At 28.6% G+C, this 17,412-nt stretch carries 16 protein-coding genes and 1 riboswitch; of the genes, 13 read left to right on the top strand and 3 right to left on the bottom strand.

The genetic code is table 4. The features are described from left to right. Window positions 1-149: 149 nt before the first annotated feature. Complete coding sequence (locus tag C4B24_RS03890; RefSeq protein WP_131599466.1) at window positions 150-1,028, bottom strand: alpha/beta fold hydrolase; 879 nt, start codon at window positions 1,026-1,028, stop codon at window positions 150-152. 103 nt (window positions 1,029-1,131) lie between these two features. On the opposite strand from C4B24_RS03890, the gene C4B24_RS03885 reads away from it, so the two are divergent. From C4B24_RS03885 to holA, 6 genes are all read left to right on the top strand, one after another. Beyond that, window positions 1,132-2,238 carry a Y-family DNA polymerase gene (locus C4B24_RS03885; protein WP_131599465.1) on the top strand — a complete coding sequence of 369 codons (1,107 nt, stop codon included), beginning with the start codon at window positions 1,132-1,134 and terminating at the stop codon, window positions 2,236-2,238. Window positions 2,239-2,310: 72 nt separating this feature from the next. Then, a riboswitch (FMN riboswitch) is annotated at window positions 2,311-2,426 on the top strand. Between the two features lie 60 nt (window positions 2,427-2,486). Beyond that, window positions 2,487-3,611 (top strand): PTS sugar transporter subunit IIC, encoded by a 1,125-nt coding sequence (locus C4B24_RS03880; RefSeq protein ID WP_131599464.1) that lies wholly within the window; start codon window positions 2,487-2,489, stop codon window positions 3,609-3,611. Then, window positions 3,604-4,605 carry a nicotinate phosphoribosyltransferase gene (locus C4B24_RS03875; RefSeq protein WP_131599463.1) on the top strand — a complete coding sequence of 334 codons (1,002 nt, stop codon included), beginning with the start codon at window positions 3,604-3,606 and terminating at the stop codon, window positions 4,603-4,605. Before C4B24_RS03880 ends, C4B24_RS03875 begins: the two co-directional genes overlap by 8 nt. Before the next feature lie 70 nt (window positions 4,606-4,675). Continuing rightward, complete coding sequence (locus C4B24_RS03870; RefSeq protein ID WP_131599462.1) at window positions 4,676-5,173, top strand: MAG0490 family ComEA-like DNA-binding protein; 498 nt, start codon at window positions 4,676-4,678, stop codon at window positions 5,171-5,173. A 155-nt stretch (window positions 5,174-5,328) separates the two neighbouring features. Continuing rightward, the gene (locus C4B24_RS03865) at window positions 5,329-6,471 is read left to right on the top strand and encodes a ComEC/Rec2 family competence protein (protein ID WP_168388350.1); all 1,143 of its coding nucleotides are present in this window, start codon (window positions 5,329-5,331) and stop codon (window positions 6,469-6,471) included. Window positions 6,472-6,510: 39 nt separating this feature from the next. Next, a complete protein-coding gene (gene holA, locus C4B24_RS03860) occupies window positions 6,511-7,428 on the top strand; it encodes a DNA polymerase III subunit delta (protein WP_131599460.1) in 918 nt (305 codons plus the stop codon). A gap of 141 nt (window positions 7,429-7,569) precedes the next feature. Here the strand turns inward: holA and rpsT are convergent, their stop codons facing one another. Then, window positions 7,570-7,830: a 30S ribosomal protein S20 gene (gene rpsT / locus C4B24_RS03855; protein ID WP_131599459.1), complete on the bottom strand. Its 261-nt coding sequence runs from the start codon at window positions 7,828-7,830 to the stop codon at window positions 7,570-7,572. A gap of 66 nt (window positions 7,831-7,896) precedes the next feature. On the opposite strand from rpsT, the gene C4B24_RS03850 reads away from it, so the two are divergent. Together C4B24_RS03850 and C4B24_RS03845 are read left to right on the top strand one after the other, a co-directional pair. Continuing rightward, window positions 7,897-8,571: a nuclease-related domain-containing protein gene (locus C4B24_RS03850; RefSeq protein WP_131599458.1), complete on the top strand. Its 675-nt coding sequence runs from the start codon at window positions 7,897-7,899 to the stop codon at window positions 8,569-8,571. A 4-nt stretch (window positions 8,572-8,575) separates the two neighbouring features. Then, window positions 8,576-9,448: a potassium channel family protein gene (locus C4B24_RS03845; RefSeq protein WP_131599457.1), complete on the top strand. Its 873-nt coding sequence runs from the start codon at window positions 8,576-8,578 to the stop codon at window positions 9,446-9,448. Window positions 9,449-9,659: 211 nt separating this feature from the next. Here C4B24_RS03845 and C4B24_RS03840 read toward each other — a convergent pair whose 3' ends face one another. Further along, a complete protein-coding gene (locus tag C4B24_RS03840; protein ID WP_131599456.1) occupies window positions 9,660-11,273 on the bottom strand; it encodes an ABC-F family ATP-binding cassette domain-containing protein in 1,614 nt (537 codons plus the stop codon). A gap of 76 nt (window positions 11,274-11,349) precedes the next feature. Between C4B24_RS03840 and parC the strand changes: the two genes are divergently transcribed. From parC to C4B24_RS03815, 5 genes are all read left to right on the top strand, one after another. Further along, complete coding sequence (gene parC, locus C4B24_RS03835; protein WP_131599455.1) at window positions 11,350-13,884, top strand: DNA topoisomerase IV subunit A; 2,535 nt, start codon at window positions 11,350-11,352, stop codon at window positions 13,882-13,884. A gap of 255 nt (window positions 13,885-14,139) precedes the next feature. Further along, window positions 14,140-14,727, top strand: a complete 588-nt coding sequence (locus tag C4B24_RS03830) for an FMN-dependent NADH-azoreductase (RefSeq protein ID WP_131599454.1) — start codon at window positions 14,140-14,142, stop codon at window positions 14,725-14,727. Window positions 14,728-14,815: 88 nt separating this feature from the next. Then, on the top strand, window positions 14,816-15,403 hold the full coding sequence (locus C4B24_RS03825) for a YqeG family HAD IIIA-type phosphatase (RefSeq protein ID WP_131599453.1): 588 nt from the start codon (window positions 14,816-14,818) through the stop codon (window positions 15,401-15,403). A gap of 28 nt (window positions 15,404-15,431) precedes the next feature. Further along, window positions 15,432-16,511: a nicotinate-nucleotide adenylyltransferase gene (locus C4B24_RS03820; RefSeq protein WP_131599452.1), complete on the top strand. Its 1,080-nt coding sequence runs from the start codon at window positions 15,432-15,434 to the stop codon at window positions 16,509-16,511. Next, the gene (locus tag C4B24_RS03815) at window positions 16,511-17,155 is read left to right on the top strand and encodes a phosphorylase family protein (protein ID WP_131599451.1); all 645 of its coding nucleotides are present in this window, start codon (window positions 16,511-16,513) and stop codon (window positions 17,153-17,155) included. Before C4B24_RS03820 ends, C4B24_RS03815 begins: the two co-directional genes overlap by 1 nt. The last annotated feature ends 257 nt before the right edge of the window (window positions 17,156-17,412 follow it).

Below are 17,412 nucleotides of genomic sequence, written 5' to 3'. Positions count from 1 at the left end.
TAGGGACTTTTCATTTGCCTATTTTGGATAATTGCATATGAAAAGTGCCTCACTTAAATTTTAACTCTAAGTGTTGCACTTTAAATTTCAATCGAGGAACATGACTTTTCAAAGTCATGTTTTTATCTAATAATTAACAATATTTATTTTTATTTATCCAATATAAAATTAACAATATCTTGGTAAGTTGTTAGTTTATCATGGTCATTATGAATTTCATGGTGCCCGTTTTTATAAAGTTTTATTTGGATATTTGCACCTCTTTTTTTAAATTTATTAAAAACTTTTTTAGGACCTTTTCCCATATTTCCAACGGGATCTTTTGTACCTGCAATTATTAATAATCTTCCCTTGTAGTTTGTGTAAGTTTCTGATTTTCTTATTTGTTTTAGTCAAGATAACATAGCTACAAAAGATTCATTTGTAAATACTTTTGGATTTAATTTATCAGAATCATATTTTTCTTGAACTTGAGAATCGTTGCTCAATCAACTTTCTCCTTTTGGCATTTTTTTATCGAATGTTTTATATGATAACGTCTCAATTAATCAGTTTGCTTTCTTTTTACCTCTAATTATTCTAGATAATCTAGCTACATTTAAATCGGCATAAGAGTTGAATAGAGTTGATTCTTTTGTTCCTGATATTATGGCATCATACTCTTTGTGATATTTTAAGTAATATCTTAAAATGAATGATCCCATTGAGTGTCCATACATAACAATATTAGTTTTTGGGTTCTCTTTTTTAATTATTTTATTCATTTTTTCAATATCATCAAGTAATAATTTGTATGATTCAATATGTCCTTGCACATCTTGTTCGATAGCAGAAATTCCATGACCTCTAATATCCATGCCATAAACAGAGATGTCATGTTTATTCAAAAAGGATATTAACTCCTCATATCTTCCTATATGTTCTTTTGAACCATGTATTATATGCAATATAGCTTTTGGTTTTTTAACTGTTCATTTATAAAGATAAGTGTATTCCTTATCCTTCAAATTTATTTTTTCTTTTTCCATAATATAATTATAAAAGATATAGAAAAATTTGATGCTAGTTTTATCAATGAATTTATATTTTGATTTTAGTCTTTAAAGTTTCAATAGCATTTATAATATTTTTATGAAAGTATTATTCCATATTGATGCAGATGCATTTTTTGTTTCAGCTTCACAAACATTAAGACCAGAAACGATAGGGAAACCTGTTGTTGTTTCTGGTAAACGTGGTTCAAGTGTAATTGGCGCTGCTTCATATGAAGCACGAGCAAAAGGTATTGGTGCTGCAATGCTTTTAAGAGACGCAATAGCTAAGTGTCCTGATTTAATATTTTTACCCGGGGACTTTGAATTATATGAAAAATTATCCAAAAGAATGTTCGAGATATTTAGGATTAAATATACAGAACTTATTGAAATAGCTTCAATTGATGAGTGTTATATGGATGTTTCCAATATTTGAAAAAAATATGGGAGTGCATTTAATTTAGCAAAAGATATGCAAAGAACCATTAAAAAAGAATTAGGTATTACAATTTCAATAGGCATTTCTTACACTAAATGATTAGCTAAAATGTGTTCTAACATAAGAAAACCTAATGGTGTAACATCTCTGGGTCCTAAAAATTTTAAAGAAACAATATGAAAAATGGATATTGAAAAATACTTTGGAATTGGTAAGAAAACTTGACCCCTGCTTAAACTAAATAATATTCATACAATTGGAGATATAGCAAAATTAAATCCAGATTCAGAAATCGCTAATGAGATTTTTAAAAATAAATCCAAAGCTTTAATTGATACTGTTTTTGGTATTTCTTCTGATGTTGTTAACAACTCAAGGATTAAATATAAAGAAATTTCCAATTCAAGAACTTTTAGTGAAGGTTATTCAAATGATAGGCATCACATCACTGAAGTTTTAAGGGGGTTGACTGAAAAAGTGGCTTCAACTGCTATTGAAGAAAGAAAAATTGGTCTAGTTGTTGGTATAACTTTAAAAGATACTAATTTTAATGTTAAACAAAAGCAAATTAAACTAAGAATACCAGTCCAATCAGCCGAGGATATTTTTCCTATTGCCTTGAATTTATTTGATAAAAATTGAAAAGGGAATGACTTAAGACTAATCGGTGTAAAAATTAGTCAAACAAGGAATATTGATAACTGAACTTACCAACAATCTTTTTTTGATAAAAAAAGACTAAGTAAAATCAAACCTTTACTTTAATTCAATGATATATAAAGAACTTGTTTTATATTATTGACTTAAATTAATCTATAATATTATTGCAAACATTGTTTGCAGTTTCCTGACTGAGTTAATTTCTCAACCGGATGTAATAGCCATCGTACTCTTTGAGCATGATCAGGTGGAATTCCTGGGCCGACAGTAAAGTCTGAATATAGAAAATGCAGCGGGTTTTTCGTGAATTTTCATTACAATTGAATATTAGGGAACATTTTTAGGAGGACGAAATGTTTAAAATTAATTCAAAGATTCAACACAAGAAGATTTGATTCGATTCAATGGTTGGTATGACCATAGGGTTTTTTGCAACCTTAATAATAGGTACAATTATTGGATTATTTGGAAAAATACCAGGTGCCGAGTTTATGATAAGTATTAAAAAAGTACTTTCATATTCTGTTGGTATTGGTATTGGAGTTGGAGTGGGTGTCAAATGTGGCTTAAATCCGCTTCAAATATTTGCTGTTGGTTTTGCTGCTATGATAGCATCAATTTCTATGCTTGTTCCACATTACAATGGTGGAACTGAAAAAATAATGACATCAGGTGCAAAAATAGGTTTTTTCACCGATGGTCACTTAAGGTTGGGTATACCTGGCGATGTATTCGGAGCATGATTAGTTTCTGTTTTACTTGTATACCTTTTTAAAATATTTGAATTCAAGACTTATTTCGATATTTTTTTAGTACCGATTATTGGTATTTTTATAGGAATATTATCTGCTTTTTCAATTATTTTTCTTACAACAGGAGTTGTATCTGTTGCTGAACTTGGAGTTGATAAACTTGCCAAGAGTTCTAGGACTTTAGAAGTTCTTTTAGCTCCAATCATTGGGCTTATTATGGGATTGGCATTATCACTACCAACATCTTCAGCAGCTATTGCAATTATGATTCGTTTACACGGTGCTCCTGCATCAGCTGCCATGGCTGCAACTGCTGCACAAATGATTTCATTTGGGGTGCTAACATGAATGGCAAATAAAAAAGTGGGTAAAACAATTGCTGTTGGTTTTGGAACATCAATGCTTCATATGAAAAATTATATGAGGTCACCAAGAGTTTTAATTATCCCAACTATTTGTTCGATGGTTGCGGCGATGTGTGCAACTGGATTAACTCTTGAATTTCCGGTTGGAAAAATAGGGGTTCCTACATCAGGGATGGGTACATCGGCATTGTATGGACCTATATTTACATTGTTTGAAAATGGTTGATCTAATTATTTAGCATGACTTCATATTATAGTGATGCAATTAGCAATACCTACAATACTTACAATTGCTTTATGATATTTATTTAGAAGATTTAATTGAATAACAAAAGAGGAGTTACAATTAGAATATGTATAAAAATATAAAAAATGGATATTATTCCGCTAAATATTTCTTTAAAACAAAGGAAATAATTCAAAAACATAAAAATAACTCAAAAGTAACTATACAATTTTTTCAACGTGAAAATAACGTAACTCTTTGTGGGATTAATCAAGTTCTAAAAATATTAAAAGAATGCACACCGATTGATAAATACAAGATTAAATATCTTGAAGAAGGTAAGATTATAAATTCGGGAGATGTTGTGTTGGAACTTGAGGGTAAATTTGAGTATTTTGGTATTCTAGAAGGTGTTATTGATGGAATTCTTGCTAGGCAAACATCAATAGCTACCAACTCTAGAAAAATCAAAGAAATAGCAAACAATAAACCAGTTATTTTTATGGGTGATCGTGCTGACTCTTATATCAATCAAGAAAATGATGGTTATGCAGTATCAGTAGGAGGCTTAACAACTCATGTTACAAATGCACAAATTAAAAATCATGGAGGTATTAGTGTTGGAACAGTTCCGCACGCTTTAATACAAATGTTTGGTGGGGATTTAATAGAGGCTTTAAAAGCATACAAAGATACTTTCCCTTCTGAAGATTTGGTTGCTCTTGTTGATTTTAATAATGATGTAATAAATGATTCTCTTAAAGCTCTTAAAGAGTTTGGTAAGGATTTGAAGGCATTAAGAGTGGATACCTCTGATGGGGTTTCGGATAAATTCTTTAAAAGAAATGAAGAATTCGGTGTAACACCAAATTTAATAAAGGCTCTTAGAAAAGCTTTGGATAAAAATGGAGGAAAACACGTTAAAATAATTGTTTCTTCAGGATTTAATATATCCAAAATAAGGTTATTTGAAGAACAAGATACTCCCGTTGATATTTATGGTGTTGGCGGTTCAATACTTAAAATTAATATTGGCTTTACGGGTGATGCTGTAAAAATTGATGGCAAAGAATGCGCTAAATTTGGAAGAGGATATAAAGATACTTCTAAATTAAAAGTATTAATTTAAATTATAAGAAGATTTAGCAACGCTAAATTTTTTTATTTTTCTTTTTGCACAAAAAAAGATACATAAGTATATGAAGATAAAAACATTAGCTAGTATAACATTTAGTTTACTTTTATTTATTGGGGGTTTTATTTTTATTAAGCACCACAATGTTCAAGGTGTTCCAAAAGTTCATTCCCTTAGATATATAAAAGTCTCAGTATTGGGAGCTGTGAGATTTCGTGACTCATTTACTGTTAAGGAAGGTACAAAAATTGGCGAAATACTTCAAAAAGCAGAACTAATATATGGTGCTGATATGACAAAAATAAATAAGGATGAAAAAATATTTGAAGATAGGGAAATATTAGTGCCTTTTTTAAAGGGTTTTAAAAGGAAATATCCTATTTCTAAAGGAGTAAACTATCAAATGTTAGTTAAAGCTGGAATTAGGTCGAAAACAGCTAAAAAAGTCGCATCCTTCATTAAAGAACATAAAGGAGGTGTAACTTGAGAAGATTTAGACTCACTGCGTGGTGTTGGTGAAGTTACTTTAAGCCTTCTAAAAGAAACTTTAGATTTAAATTAAGATTCCCTTTAGCCTTATTATTCATTGTTTTGTGCTTGAGATTATATGATTCATTCAATATTTTCATATTAATTGTAGTGATATTAATTTTATTAATGCTTCTTTACTACCCCCAAATAATACTCTTAGCAATTTTACTTCTCATTATATGTGTATTGATAAAGGAAATTATTAATATACATCCAGTTATTAAAACTTTCAACGGAAGTTATAAAGTAATTGATTCGATTTCAATGGGTCCCATAATTAAGGATCATGGTCAATATATTTTAATTAAAACTAATGAACACATTGAAATAGGAACTACATTATTTGTAAAGGGCAAATCACAGGGCATAATAGCAAATTCTGATTTTGATATCAAAGGATATTTGAGCACACATTGAATAAGTTCAATTATTTACCACTCTAAGCTAAAAAAAATTTCTTATGATAATAATTTTATACATAATGCTAGAAGGTATTTGACTACAGGACCTTCTTGATTTAAAAAAATGGCGCCTTTATTTTTATTAAGTATGAAAACACAAGAAAATAAGGGGATATTAATGTTAGCTAAAAAACTATCGGTAATTCATTTATTGATTATCTCTGGATTCCATATAACACTATTGTATAAAATATTGAATAGAGTATTTAAAAAAATGGGCGTTATCTTTTCTAATTGCACACCGATTATATTAATATTTTTCTACTTGTATTTTTTAAATTGATCAATACCATCGTTGAGGGCATATTTATTTTTGGTTTTTTATGTTATTTTTAAAAAAGTCTTTAAATTTAGTTGTAGTTCATTTGACTTGATTGCATTGGCAGGAATTTGTATATTGCTTTTGAATCCCTATAATATTAATTCTGTATCTTTTGAATTGACGTTATTTGCTTCAATTACAATAATGTATATAAATCAATTTAAATTTAAGTACGGTATCACTAAATATATTTCTATTGTTGTTGGAGTTTATTTAATGACATTACCAATAACCATTAAAATAAATGGTTTTATTTCTATATTTGGACCTCTATACTCAATTGCCCTAACTCCATTAGTATCTTTATTATATATATTGAGTTGGATCTTACTTCCTTTTAAAGAATGATTGAACACATTATATAAATTGACGTATTTAGTTCTAATATTTTTTGTGGAGACTTGTATTTTAATAAAGGATGTTAATATAACATTATTTATACAAATTACTTATAACTTATTTTTTGTGTTATTTTTAGTTTTGTTTGAAATGAATACACAATTCCTATATGCAAAGCGCAATCTTTTGAAACAACAAAAGAAATAATTTTTTATTCAAGAATAACTACTATATAATTTTTGTAATATGTATTTTATTTACGGAGAAGAAAGTTTCTTGATTAATAATGAAGAAAAAAGAATAATTGCAAAATTAGGAATTGATCCAATTACTTTTGATGAAACTTCAACTATAAACGATATTATTATGGAATTAAATACAATTCCAATGTTTGATTTTGCAAAAGTTATAGTTTTAAGGGATGTTTCTGCCTTCTCAAAACTTGATGAAGCTAAGAAATTATTGGAAATTATTAAGAAAATTGACAGGACTATAAAGATTTTATTTATTTCTCATTCAGGTAAACCCAAAGCAACTAATCCATTAATTAAATATTTAATGTCAACTGCAAAAACAGAAAAATTTGATAAATTAAAGAGTTCTAAAATTATTGATACCATTAAAATTATTGTTCAATCAAAGGGTGGAACAATTACTATGAAAGCATGTATTGCACTTGCATCGAAAGTACCCAATGACTTAAGAATAATTAATAATGAAATTGACAAGTTGTTATTGCAAAATATGATAGTGGATGTTGAGATGGTGGAAACTTCGATTGACACATACATCTCTGAAAATTATTTTGCTTTAGCTAATGCAATTATTGAAAAGGATCCTTATTCTATTGCAACTACTTATAAAGAAAGAATTTTTGCAGGAGATGATCCTTTATTATTAATTGGTCAAATAGCATCTACTTTATTATTAGCTAATAAAGTTAATAATTATAAGCAAACAGGAATTTCTTTGCGTGAAATATCAGATACAACAAAAATTCATATATTCAGAATTAAAAAGGCTAATGAATTATTAATGAAAACAAATCCAACAAATTTAAAGAAATTAATTAATAATCTAGCTGATTTAGATTTAGATATTAAAACCGGTAAAATTAATTCAAAAGTGGGATTAGATAGATTTATTCTTAATTTCATGAGGTAAATAAAAATATTCAAAGTACATCAAAGGATGTATTTTTTTTGACTGTGGAAAATATAATACTATACATACATTAATAGGTGATAAAAAAAGATGTATGCAGCCGACATACATCTCATGTTACTTGGTAATGATTAAATTTATTTATTTATTCTTGTTAAAGAAAGCATCTAGTCTAGAATTTTTTCTAGCACCGTTGTTTTTGTGGAATACTCCTTTAGAAACAGCAGTGTTGATTTCTTTATGTGCTTTTGACACTAGTTCAGAAACGTTAGCTTCTTTAGCAATGATAGCAGCTTTAGCTTTTTTGATTGCTGATCTAACTTTAGATTTAATTGCAGCATTTCTAACTCTAGCTTTTTCATTAGTTTTAATACGTGTCATTTTTGATTTGATATTTGCCATGTAAACTCCTTTGTGAAAGTATTATAGCAAAAATAAAGTATAATTTAGTAAAAATTAAGGAGTAATATGACAGGACTATATATAGGAATGACTTTCGGAGGGCTATTAATGCTAATTTTTATTGGTATTTTAATATACTTTTGATTCAAAAATCGTTCAGTAAAAAGATTAACAAGAAAATTAGGGCAATCCGCTGAAGTAATTATAAATAAAGATATAGCAACTTGAGCAAAACACACAAAAAATAAATTTATAAAGGCTTCGTTATATTCATATGGAAGAAATATGGTTTTTGAAGTTGATGGTATATTAGTAACTGATAAAGGTCTAATTGTTACTGAAATAAAATCTATTAAGGGTGAGATTCATGGTGATGCAAAAAATTCTCAATGAATTAAACAAATGGGTCAAAAACAACACGCAACAGGTAATCCAATTATTCAAAATGATAAACACATTAAACACATTATGGATATGACGGGTATTAAAGTTCCAATTGTATCCTTAATAGTTTATTCAAACAGAGCAGAATCTATAAAAATAACAAACCAACCTGAACATGTTGTTTTAACAAGGCATTCAGAATTATTTAATTCTCTTGATAAAATAAACTCAATTTTAGAAAGAAAATTATCAGAGCATCAAGTTAAAAAACTATATAATGAAATTAAATCGTTTAAGACAAATAGTTCAAAAGATATTAAATTACATAAAGAAATAACAGGTCAAAATAGGAGGTAAATTAATGTTTACAATAAATGAAGGAAGTATAATTGTTGCTTCTGAATCTGGTTTAAAATCAATTAAAAGTAAAAAAAGAAGGAAGAAAATTAGGTTTTTTAGGAATTTATACGCCACAATAATTTTAGTTGTAGTAGTAGTTTCTTTATCTACGTTGGCCTTTAAACAAGGAGTTCAAGAAAGACATAAAACAGTTTTTACTATAATTGAATTAATTGTTTTAATCACTCTTCTAATAGATTATTCACTAAGGTGGATAACTGCTCCTGCAAGATTTGAGAGTAAAACAAAATCATTATTATTCTTTCCAATTTCAATGATCTCTATATTATTGATTGCATCGTTGTTTCCATCACTATATGTACTAGGTGCATATATACCTTCTGGAGAAACAAAGGATCTTTTTACCAAAATGCAATCATTTAAATTTTTAAGAATTATAAGAATCATAATGTTAGCAAACCTATTTCCTCCATTAATAATCTTCAAGAGGGTTATCGCAAAAAATAAATGGATTCTTTATAATGTATTTTTTATAGTTGTTATAACAATTGTTGTATTTGCTTTGGTAATGTATAACGTTGAACAAAATCGTTCAGATAAGGCCTTCTCAACTTTTAAAGAATCATTATATTTCTCAACTGTTACACTTACAACTATCGGTTATGGAGATATTTATCCAGTTACAAATCTTGGGCGTTCTATAGTTATGGTTATGTCCATTATTGGTATTGGTATTCTTGCCATTCCTTCTGGTGTTATTGCTGGTGGATTTCTTTCTGAAGCAGAGGCCATGAAAGCTGAAAAAATATCTTCTGATAATAAACGTAAAAAATCAAAATTGAAAAAATTAAAATCAAAAAAAATTGATAGATAGTTAAATCACCTCTTTACTTGAGGTGTTTTTTTAATACTTAATAATTAATGGGCAGCATAAAGTTAACAGCATTAATATAAATGTGGATAAAGCTAACTATTAAGAAAATAAAAATACTTGAAGTAAAATAATTGCATAATAATAAAATTAAAAACTCCAGCTTATGCAAGAGTTTTGAAAATATGTTTTACCCTTAATTAATAAGGTTTTTTTATTTAATATCTTTAATCATTTCTTGAATTCTTTCATCAGCAAGATAATCATCTAACTTACCTCTAAAGAATATTGAACCCTTTGAACCAAGTGTAAGGATAGTATTTGCAACTTTGTTTGTAAAGGCTTTGTTATATGTTGTAAATATACAAGAAGATTGATATTTTTCTAATCCTTCAATTACTGAATCAATTGACTCTGTATCTAGATGATCTAGTGGTTGATCTAGAATTAGTGAATTTGAGTCTCTAAGCATTATTGCAGCCATCATTAATCTAACTTTCTCTCCACCAGAACATGCGTTAACCTTTTTAAATACAGAATCAGCTGGAAAGAGCATTCTTCCGAGGAATCCCCTTAATTTAGGTTCATCATCTTCCTTATCTCATTGACCCAATCATTTAAGAATTGTGTGTTCGTTTTGGAATAAGTGTGTATTGTCTTTTGGGAAATAATCCGTTGTTATTGTAGTTCCTCATTTATATGTTCCTGAAGTAGCTTCAAGATTTCCTGTTAAAATATCACATAATTTTGTTTTGGCAATATCATCATCACCAAGAACAACCATTTTTTCGCCAGGTAAAATTTTAAATGAAACATTTTCAAATAAAACTTCCCCTTCTGGTGTCTTGTATGTTAAATCTTCAACAGTTAATATTTCTTTACCAGGTTCTCTTAGTAAGTCAAATCTTATATAAGGATATTTTCTGTTTGAAGGTTTAATTTCATCTAGTTTAATCTTTTCAAGAGTTTTTTTACGAGAGGTAGCTTGTGAAGATTTGGAAGCATTCGCTGAAAATTTGTCAACAAAAGCTTGTAATTTTTTCATTTGTTCCTCTTTTTTGCTATTTTGTGTTCTTTTTAATTCAGCTGCAAGTTCAGAAGATTGTTTTCAAAATGAATAGTTACCAGTAAACATATTCGCTTCTCCAAAGTCAATATCAACTGTATGAGTACATACATTATCTAGAAAATCAGTATCATGAGATACGGCTATAACTGTATTTTCATATCTACTTAAAAAGTCTTCTAATCAAGCAATTGCTTGCATATCAAGGTGGTTTGTAGGTTCATCAAGGATTAGAATATCTGGATTACCAAATAATGCTCTAGCTAACAGAACTTTAACTGTTTCACCTGATTTTAATTCCGACAATTTTTTAGTCCAATTTTCTTGTGGTATCCCCAAAGAAGAAAGTAATTTTTGTGCATCTGATTCAGATTCGTATCCACCCATCATTGCAAAATCACCTTCTAATTCAGATGCTCTCTCACCATCTTTTTCATCAAAATCTGGTTTCATATATAAAGCATCTTTTTCAATCATAATGTCATACATTTCTTTGTGCCCTGAGATAACAACAGTTGTTGCATCAATATCGTTGTATTTAAAATGGTCTTGTTCAAGAGTTGAAATCCTCTTTCCATCATCAACTGAAACTGTTCCTTCTGAAGATTCCATTGATCCTGCTAGTATTTTTAGAAAAGTTGATTTACCTACACCATTAGCGCCAATTACACCATATGTATTACCTTCTGTAAACCTTAAACTTACTCCATGGAAAAGCTTCTTATCACTAAAAGCCTTACCTAAATTATGTGTTTCTATCATATTTTCCTCCTAATTTCTTAATAATTATAGTAGAGTTTTTATAAAACTAATTAAAATAATCTATAATTTACCTACAATGAGCAAAAATACAAATGAACAACTACTAAAACAATCATTAGATCAGATAATGTCAGATAGATTCGGACGTTATTCAAAATACATTATTCAAGATAGAGCTTTACCTGATGCAAGGGATGGATTAAAACCAGTTCAAAGAAGAATTTTATTCGCAATGCATGAACTTGGTTTAACACATAACAAACCTTATAAAAAATCTGCAAGAGTTGTTGGTGAAGTAATTGGTAAGTATCACCCACATGGTGACTCTTCTATCTATGAAGCTTTAGTACGTATGACACAAAACTGAAAAATGAATATGCCATTAATTTCAATGCATGGAAATAACGGTTCTATTGATGACGATCCTGCTGCAGCTATGAGATATACAGAAGCAAGACTTGAAAAACTAACGGAACTAATGTTGAGAGGAATTAAAAAAGAAACAGTTTCTTTCGCGCCTAATTTTGATGATTCAGAATCAGAACCAACCGTTTTACCTGCTGGATTTCCTAATCTATTAATAAATGGAGCCAAAGGTATTGCAGCTGGGTATGCAACAGAAATGCCACCTCATAATCTAGGAGAAATTTTAGATGCTGTTATTGCAACAATTAAATCACCAAATATACGTTTAGAAACATTAATGAATTATGTTAAAGGACCAGATTTCCCTACAGGTGGTGTTGTTCAAGGTTTAGAAGGTATTTATTCTGCATTTGAAAGAGGTAAGGGTAGGATAATCATTCGTTCAAAAGTTTCAATTGATGATTCTAAGAAAAATCATTCTATTACTATTAGTGAAATTCCTTATGGAGTTATTAAGTCTAGACTTGTTAGAGATATTGACGAGATAAGATTTAATAAATCTATACATGGAATTAAAGAAGTTAGGGATGAAACAGATAGAAATGGTACATCAATTTACATAGAGTTAGATCCGAATACTAATGCTAAGTTAGTTCTTAATTACCTATACTCAAAAACTGATTTGCAAGTTTATTATAATTATAATAATATTGCTATTAAAGATAGAGCCCCTAGGCTACTTTCTTTAAAAGAACTTATAGACGCATTTATAAATCACCAAAAAGGTGTTCATAAAAATCAAATTAACTTTGAACTGGACAAGGATAAGATTAGACACGAGATTGTTTCTGGTTTAGTTAGAGTTTCTGCAATGGTTGATGAAGTGATTGAAGTTATTAGGAAAGCATCAGGTTCAAAAGCAGGGGTTGTTAAAGCTCTTATTGAGAACTTTGAATTTACTCAATTGCAAGCGACTGCTATTGCTGAATTAAGACTTTATAGACTTTCTTCAACTGATCAATTCGTTTATATTCAAGAAAAAGAAGAGTTAGAAGCTAGAATTGCAAGATACAATCAATTGTTAAATGAAGAACAACAATTCAATTCTTATTTAATTGATTTCTTTAAAACCATTAAAAAAGATTTTGCAATTCCAAGAAAAACTGAAATTGTTAATGAAATTGAAAAAATAGACATAAATGTTGCAGATCTTATAAAACATGAAGATGTATATATTGGTGTTTCAAGACAAGGGTACATTAAGTCCTTTTCAAATAGAATATATGAATCTAATAAATTTGAACAATATGGTCTTAAAGAAGCTGATTCACTTGTATTTTTAAGTAAAATAAATACATCTAATAAATTATTGGTATTTACAGATGCTGGGCAATATATTTTTATTCCTTGTCATAAAATTAGTGAAGACAAGTTTAAGGCGGTTGGTAAACACATTAATGATTACGCTTCAATTAATCCCGATCATAGAATCGTTTCAGTCATTGCGGTAAATGATTTTTCACTAAATGCATTTGTAACACTTGCTACTAAAAAAGGAAAAGTTAAACGTGTGTCCCTTAAAGATTTTGAAGTTTCAAGATTTTCAAGGGCATTAACAGCCATAAGACTTGCGCAAACCGATAAAATGATTGGTGCAAGAGTTTCTGGAGGTGACAAGCAATTGATTATTGTTACTTCAAATACAAAAGCTGTTAAATATTCTGAGTCAACAGTATCAATACAAGGAACAAAATCAGCTGGTGTTATTGGTATTTCTACTAATGATAATTATGTAACTGCATTTACACTAGCCAATCAAGATGAAACTATTGGGATGTTATCTGATAGAGGTGGTTTAAAACGTATTAGAGTTCAATCTATAGAACCTTCTTCAAGAACTACAAAAGGTAGAACTTTATTTAGGGAAATTAAATCAAAACCACATTTAATTGAAGATATGAATGTTGTTCAGTCATCTACTAAAGCATATTTTATGAATTTGGATGGTATGGTTGATTTAATTGAAATGAAGACAATTGATAAATCTAATGCTGAAGCTGGATTAAGTTTAGGAATTAATAAGAGAGTTAGAAGTGCTAAATTATTAGTGCCACAAATAATAAATAAGGACTCCCCATTAATTCAGGTTTCCGAAGTTTCCGAAGAGGACAGTTTTAAAAAAGCACAGGAAAAAATAGAATCTGTATCACAATTATCTATCGATGATATATTAAGTGATATTTAAGATAAAAATTCATTTTTTGATTAGAATAAATACTAGCGTTGGCTAGTTTTTTTTATTTGACTATAGATTATGTAATAAATTTGTTTTCAATAAATCTAAATAGATATTTCACTTTATTTACTCATTTGTTTCCTTACTATATAGAATTTTGATTTTTGGTGTATATTTTATTTTTAAAATTATGAAGGTGATATTTTTTATAGTTCTGTTGAAATTTGAGTTTGTTATAAGAAGGATTTATATTATAATTCTTTTATGAAAACACTTTTTATAACAACAACAATGACAAAAAATACTCCAAGGGAATCAATATCACTTGGTTTATTAAATAAATATAAAGAATTATATGAACAAAAATATGGAGAAGAAGATAGTATTTGATTAGACTTGAATGAACAAAAGGATCTTTCGATATCAATGACATCTGAAAACTTTGATACTTTCTTTGATGATTCTGATAAATATATAGACCTTTTAAAGTCTGTAGATAAATTAATTATTGCTGTACCGATGACAAATTTTTCTTATACAGCTCAAATGAAGAATTTATTTGATAAAATTTGCGTTGCTGGGAAGACATTTAAATATAAATATGATGGTAACGGTGCTTCTGAAGGATTACTTAAAAATCTTGAAGTTCAAATTATAGCAACTCAAGGTGCTCCTGAAGGGTGGTATAACTTTTCTAATTTTATCCCTTCTATGGAAGGTGTATGAAATTTCTTGGGTGCTAAAGTAAAACCAACTATTTTAGTTGCTGGCGTTAAAACAAAGCAAAAAACAAGTTTAAGTATAGAAGAAATAGTGAATTCCTCAATTCAAGAATTGAAAAAGAATATTTAATAGACTAGAAAATTATAATTTCTGGTTTTTTTATTTACTTTTATCAAGTTTTTTTTGATTAAGTTGTCTTTTTAACTATAATTTTTATATGCAAAATAATAAACATAAAAAAGGGTTGATAGTAAACTACTTTAAACCTTCTATTTACGTTAGATCTTTCAAAGATGTTAACTTAAACTTGTTAAAAGAACAAGGTATAAAGATGATGATTTGCGATTTAGATAATACGCTTGTTCCTCACTATACAAGATTTCCAAATAAGGAAGTTTTACGTTTTTTAGAAGCTGTTAAACAATATGGTATTAAATTTGTTGTTGTTTCAAATAATACAAAAAAAAGAGTTAGCGTTTTTTGCAATAAGGCAAAAATAAAACACTATAAAGGGAATGCAAAAAAACCATTAAAATCCTCTGTTTTAAATATAATGAAAGAAAGTGGTTTTGAACCAAAAGAAACAATTATTATGGGAGATATGATAATTACTGATATATTAATTGCCAATAGAATGAAAATAGAATCTATTCTAGTTCAACCTTTAGTTTCAACGGATTATAAAATGTCCGCAACACATATGTTCCTTGAGAATGTTATTTATAAAAAGCTAGAAAAGAAGAATATTTTAAAGCGGGGTCAATATTCTTCTGGGCATCTTGAAACATCTTTTGAGCTCTTGTAGCTTTTTTTCTATATAATTTAATTAAATTATGAAAATAGGAATATTTGGTGGATCATTTAACCCGGTTCACAAAGGACACATAAACGTTGCAAAACATGCAATGTCAGAGCTAAATTTAGATAAACTATTTTTTGTTCCTGCATATCAATCACCTTTTAAATCAAAAGTGAAATATTTGGATTCAAAAGATAGGGTAGCGATGCTCAACTTAGTTAAACCTGAAAATACGGAGGTTTCGTTATTTGAAATAAATAGAAAAGGTACTTCTTATACAATAGATACAATTAAATATTTTAGGAAAAATTTCCCAAATGCAGAATTATTTTTACTAATAGGTACTGACAATCTCTATAAATTACATAAGTGAAAAGATGTTGAAACTATTGCTCAAGAAGCACAAATTTGTATTTTTAGAAGAGATGGTAATTTTTCTAAAGTAAATATTAAAAAATACGGGGCTAAATTATTAAATAATAATAATTGAGTTTATTCATCATCGAATGCCAGACGTGGTGATTTTGATGGATTAGATGATAAGGTTATTGAATATATTGGTAATAACAAATTACTTTTATTAGAAATTGGTAGATTATCTTTAAGTCATAAAAGACATAAACATTGTTTAGATGCAGGTAGTATGGCTGCTAATTTAGCTAAAGCCAATAAGATGGATGCCAAGCAAGCATGAGTTGCTGCTCTTATGCATGACATTACAAAAGAGTGAAGCAATGAAAAACATAAAGAATACTTATTAGAAAATGGATATGATCCAAGTGGCACTCCTGAATTAATTTGACATCAATGAACTGGGGCATTATGGTTAAGGAATTATTATAGAGTTAATGATGAAGAAATTGTTCAAGCTATTTTTAGACACTCTAATGCTGATGCAATGCCATTTGAGTCACTTACAATGCTTGATAAAATAGTTTATGTGGCTGATAAGTTGTGCGAAGGTAGGAGATATCCAGGCATTCAAGCTCACAGGGAATTAGCGATGAAAGATTTGGATGCTGGGTTTAAAGCGGCAGCAAAAGTTGCAACAGATTACATAATAGAAAACTATGGTAGTGTTAATCACTTTAAACTTAAGAAAGTTGGTAAATAATGATCGGTTTAATTATTGCGGACAAACATGAATTAAATAAAATTAAGTGACTAGAAGAAGAAACTATTTCTAAAAATGGTTTTGAGTTCACAATTTATGAAGTTAATGAAAATAAAGTTGTTGTTGCACATTCAGGTATTGGTATAGTTAAAGCAGCGGCATGTGTGCAAGAAATGATTTCATCATTTGGAGTTAAGAAGATTTTTAATTACGGTGCAGTAGGCGCTGATTCAACATTAGAAGTTTTTGATCTTATAGTTCCAAAAAAAATATATTTCCACGATGTCATTACACCGTGATACCCAAGAGGACAAGTTCCAGGTGATGTTCAATTTTATATTAATCATTTAAGGGTTGATGGTCTGAAAAATAATCCAATAGCTTCTGGTATGAAATTTATAACAAGTGAAGAGGAAGTTAAAGAAATTCAAAAAGAGTTAGTTGTTAGTATCTTTGATATGGAAACAGCAGGAATGGCTCAAATAGCTTATAACAATGATGTTGAACTCCATGTTTTAAAATGTGTTTCTGATATCATCGGAAAAGATTCTTCAAGACTTGGAGATATTAACTATAGGATTGGTCAAGCTGGGAAATTAGCTTTTGATAAAACAATTGAACTTATTAATAATTTAAATAAATAAATTTAATATATTTATTTAAATAGTTTATCGATTTGGATACTTTTAGCGAAAGTATCTTTTTGTATCGCATTTAGAAGTTAGTTTATTGACTACCATATGTGTGAATATGCAAGGTAAATAGCCTCTATATATTCAAAAGAATATTTATTTTAAAATATTTTACAATAATAACTTATTTTTATGTATAATAACTATGGTGATTATAGCAACAGAGTGCACCTGAATCCTTTCCGAACTCAGAAGTTAAGCCTGTTAAC

It is taken from the genome of Mycoplasma marinum (assembly GCF_004335975.1).
Classification (GTDB): Bacteria; Bacillota_I; Bacilli_A; order Mycoplasmatales; family Metamycoplasmataceae; genus Mycoplasma_K; species Mycoplasma_K marinum.
This window is presented reverse-complemented; position numbering and strand designations above follow the sequence as displayed.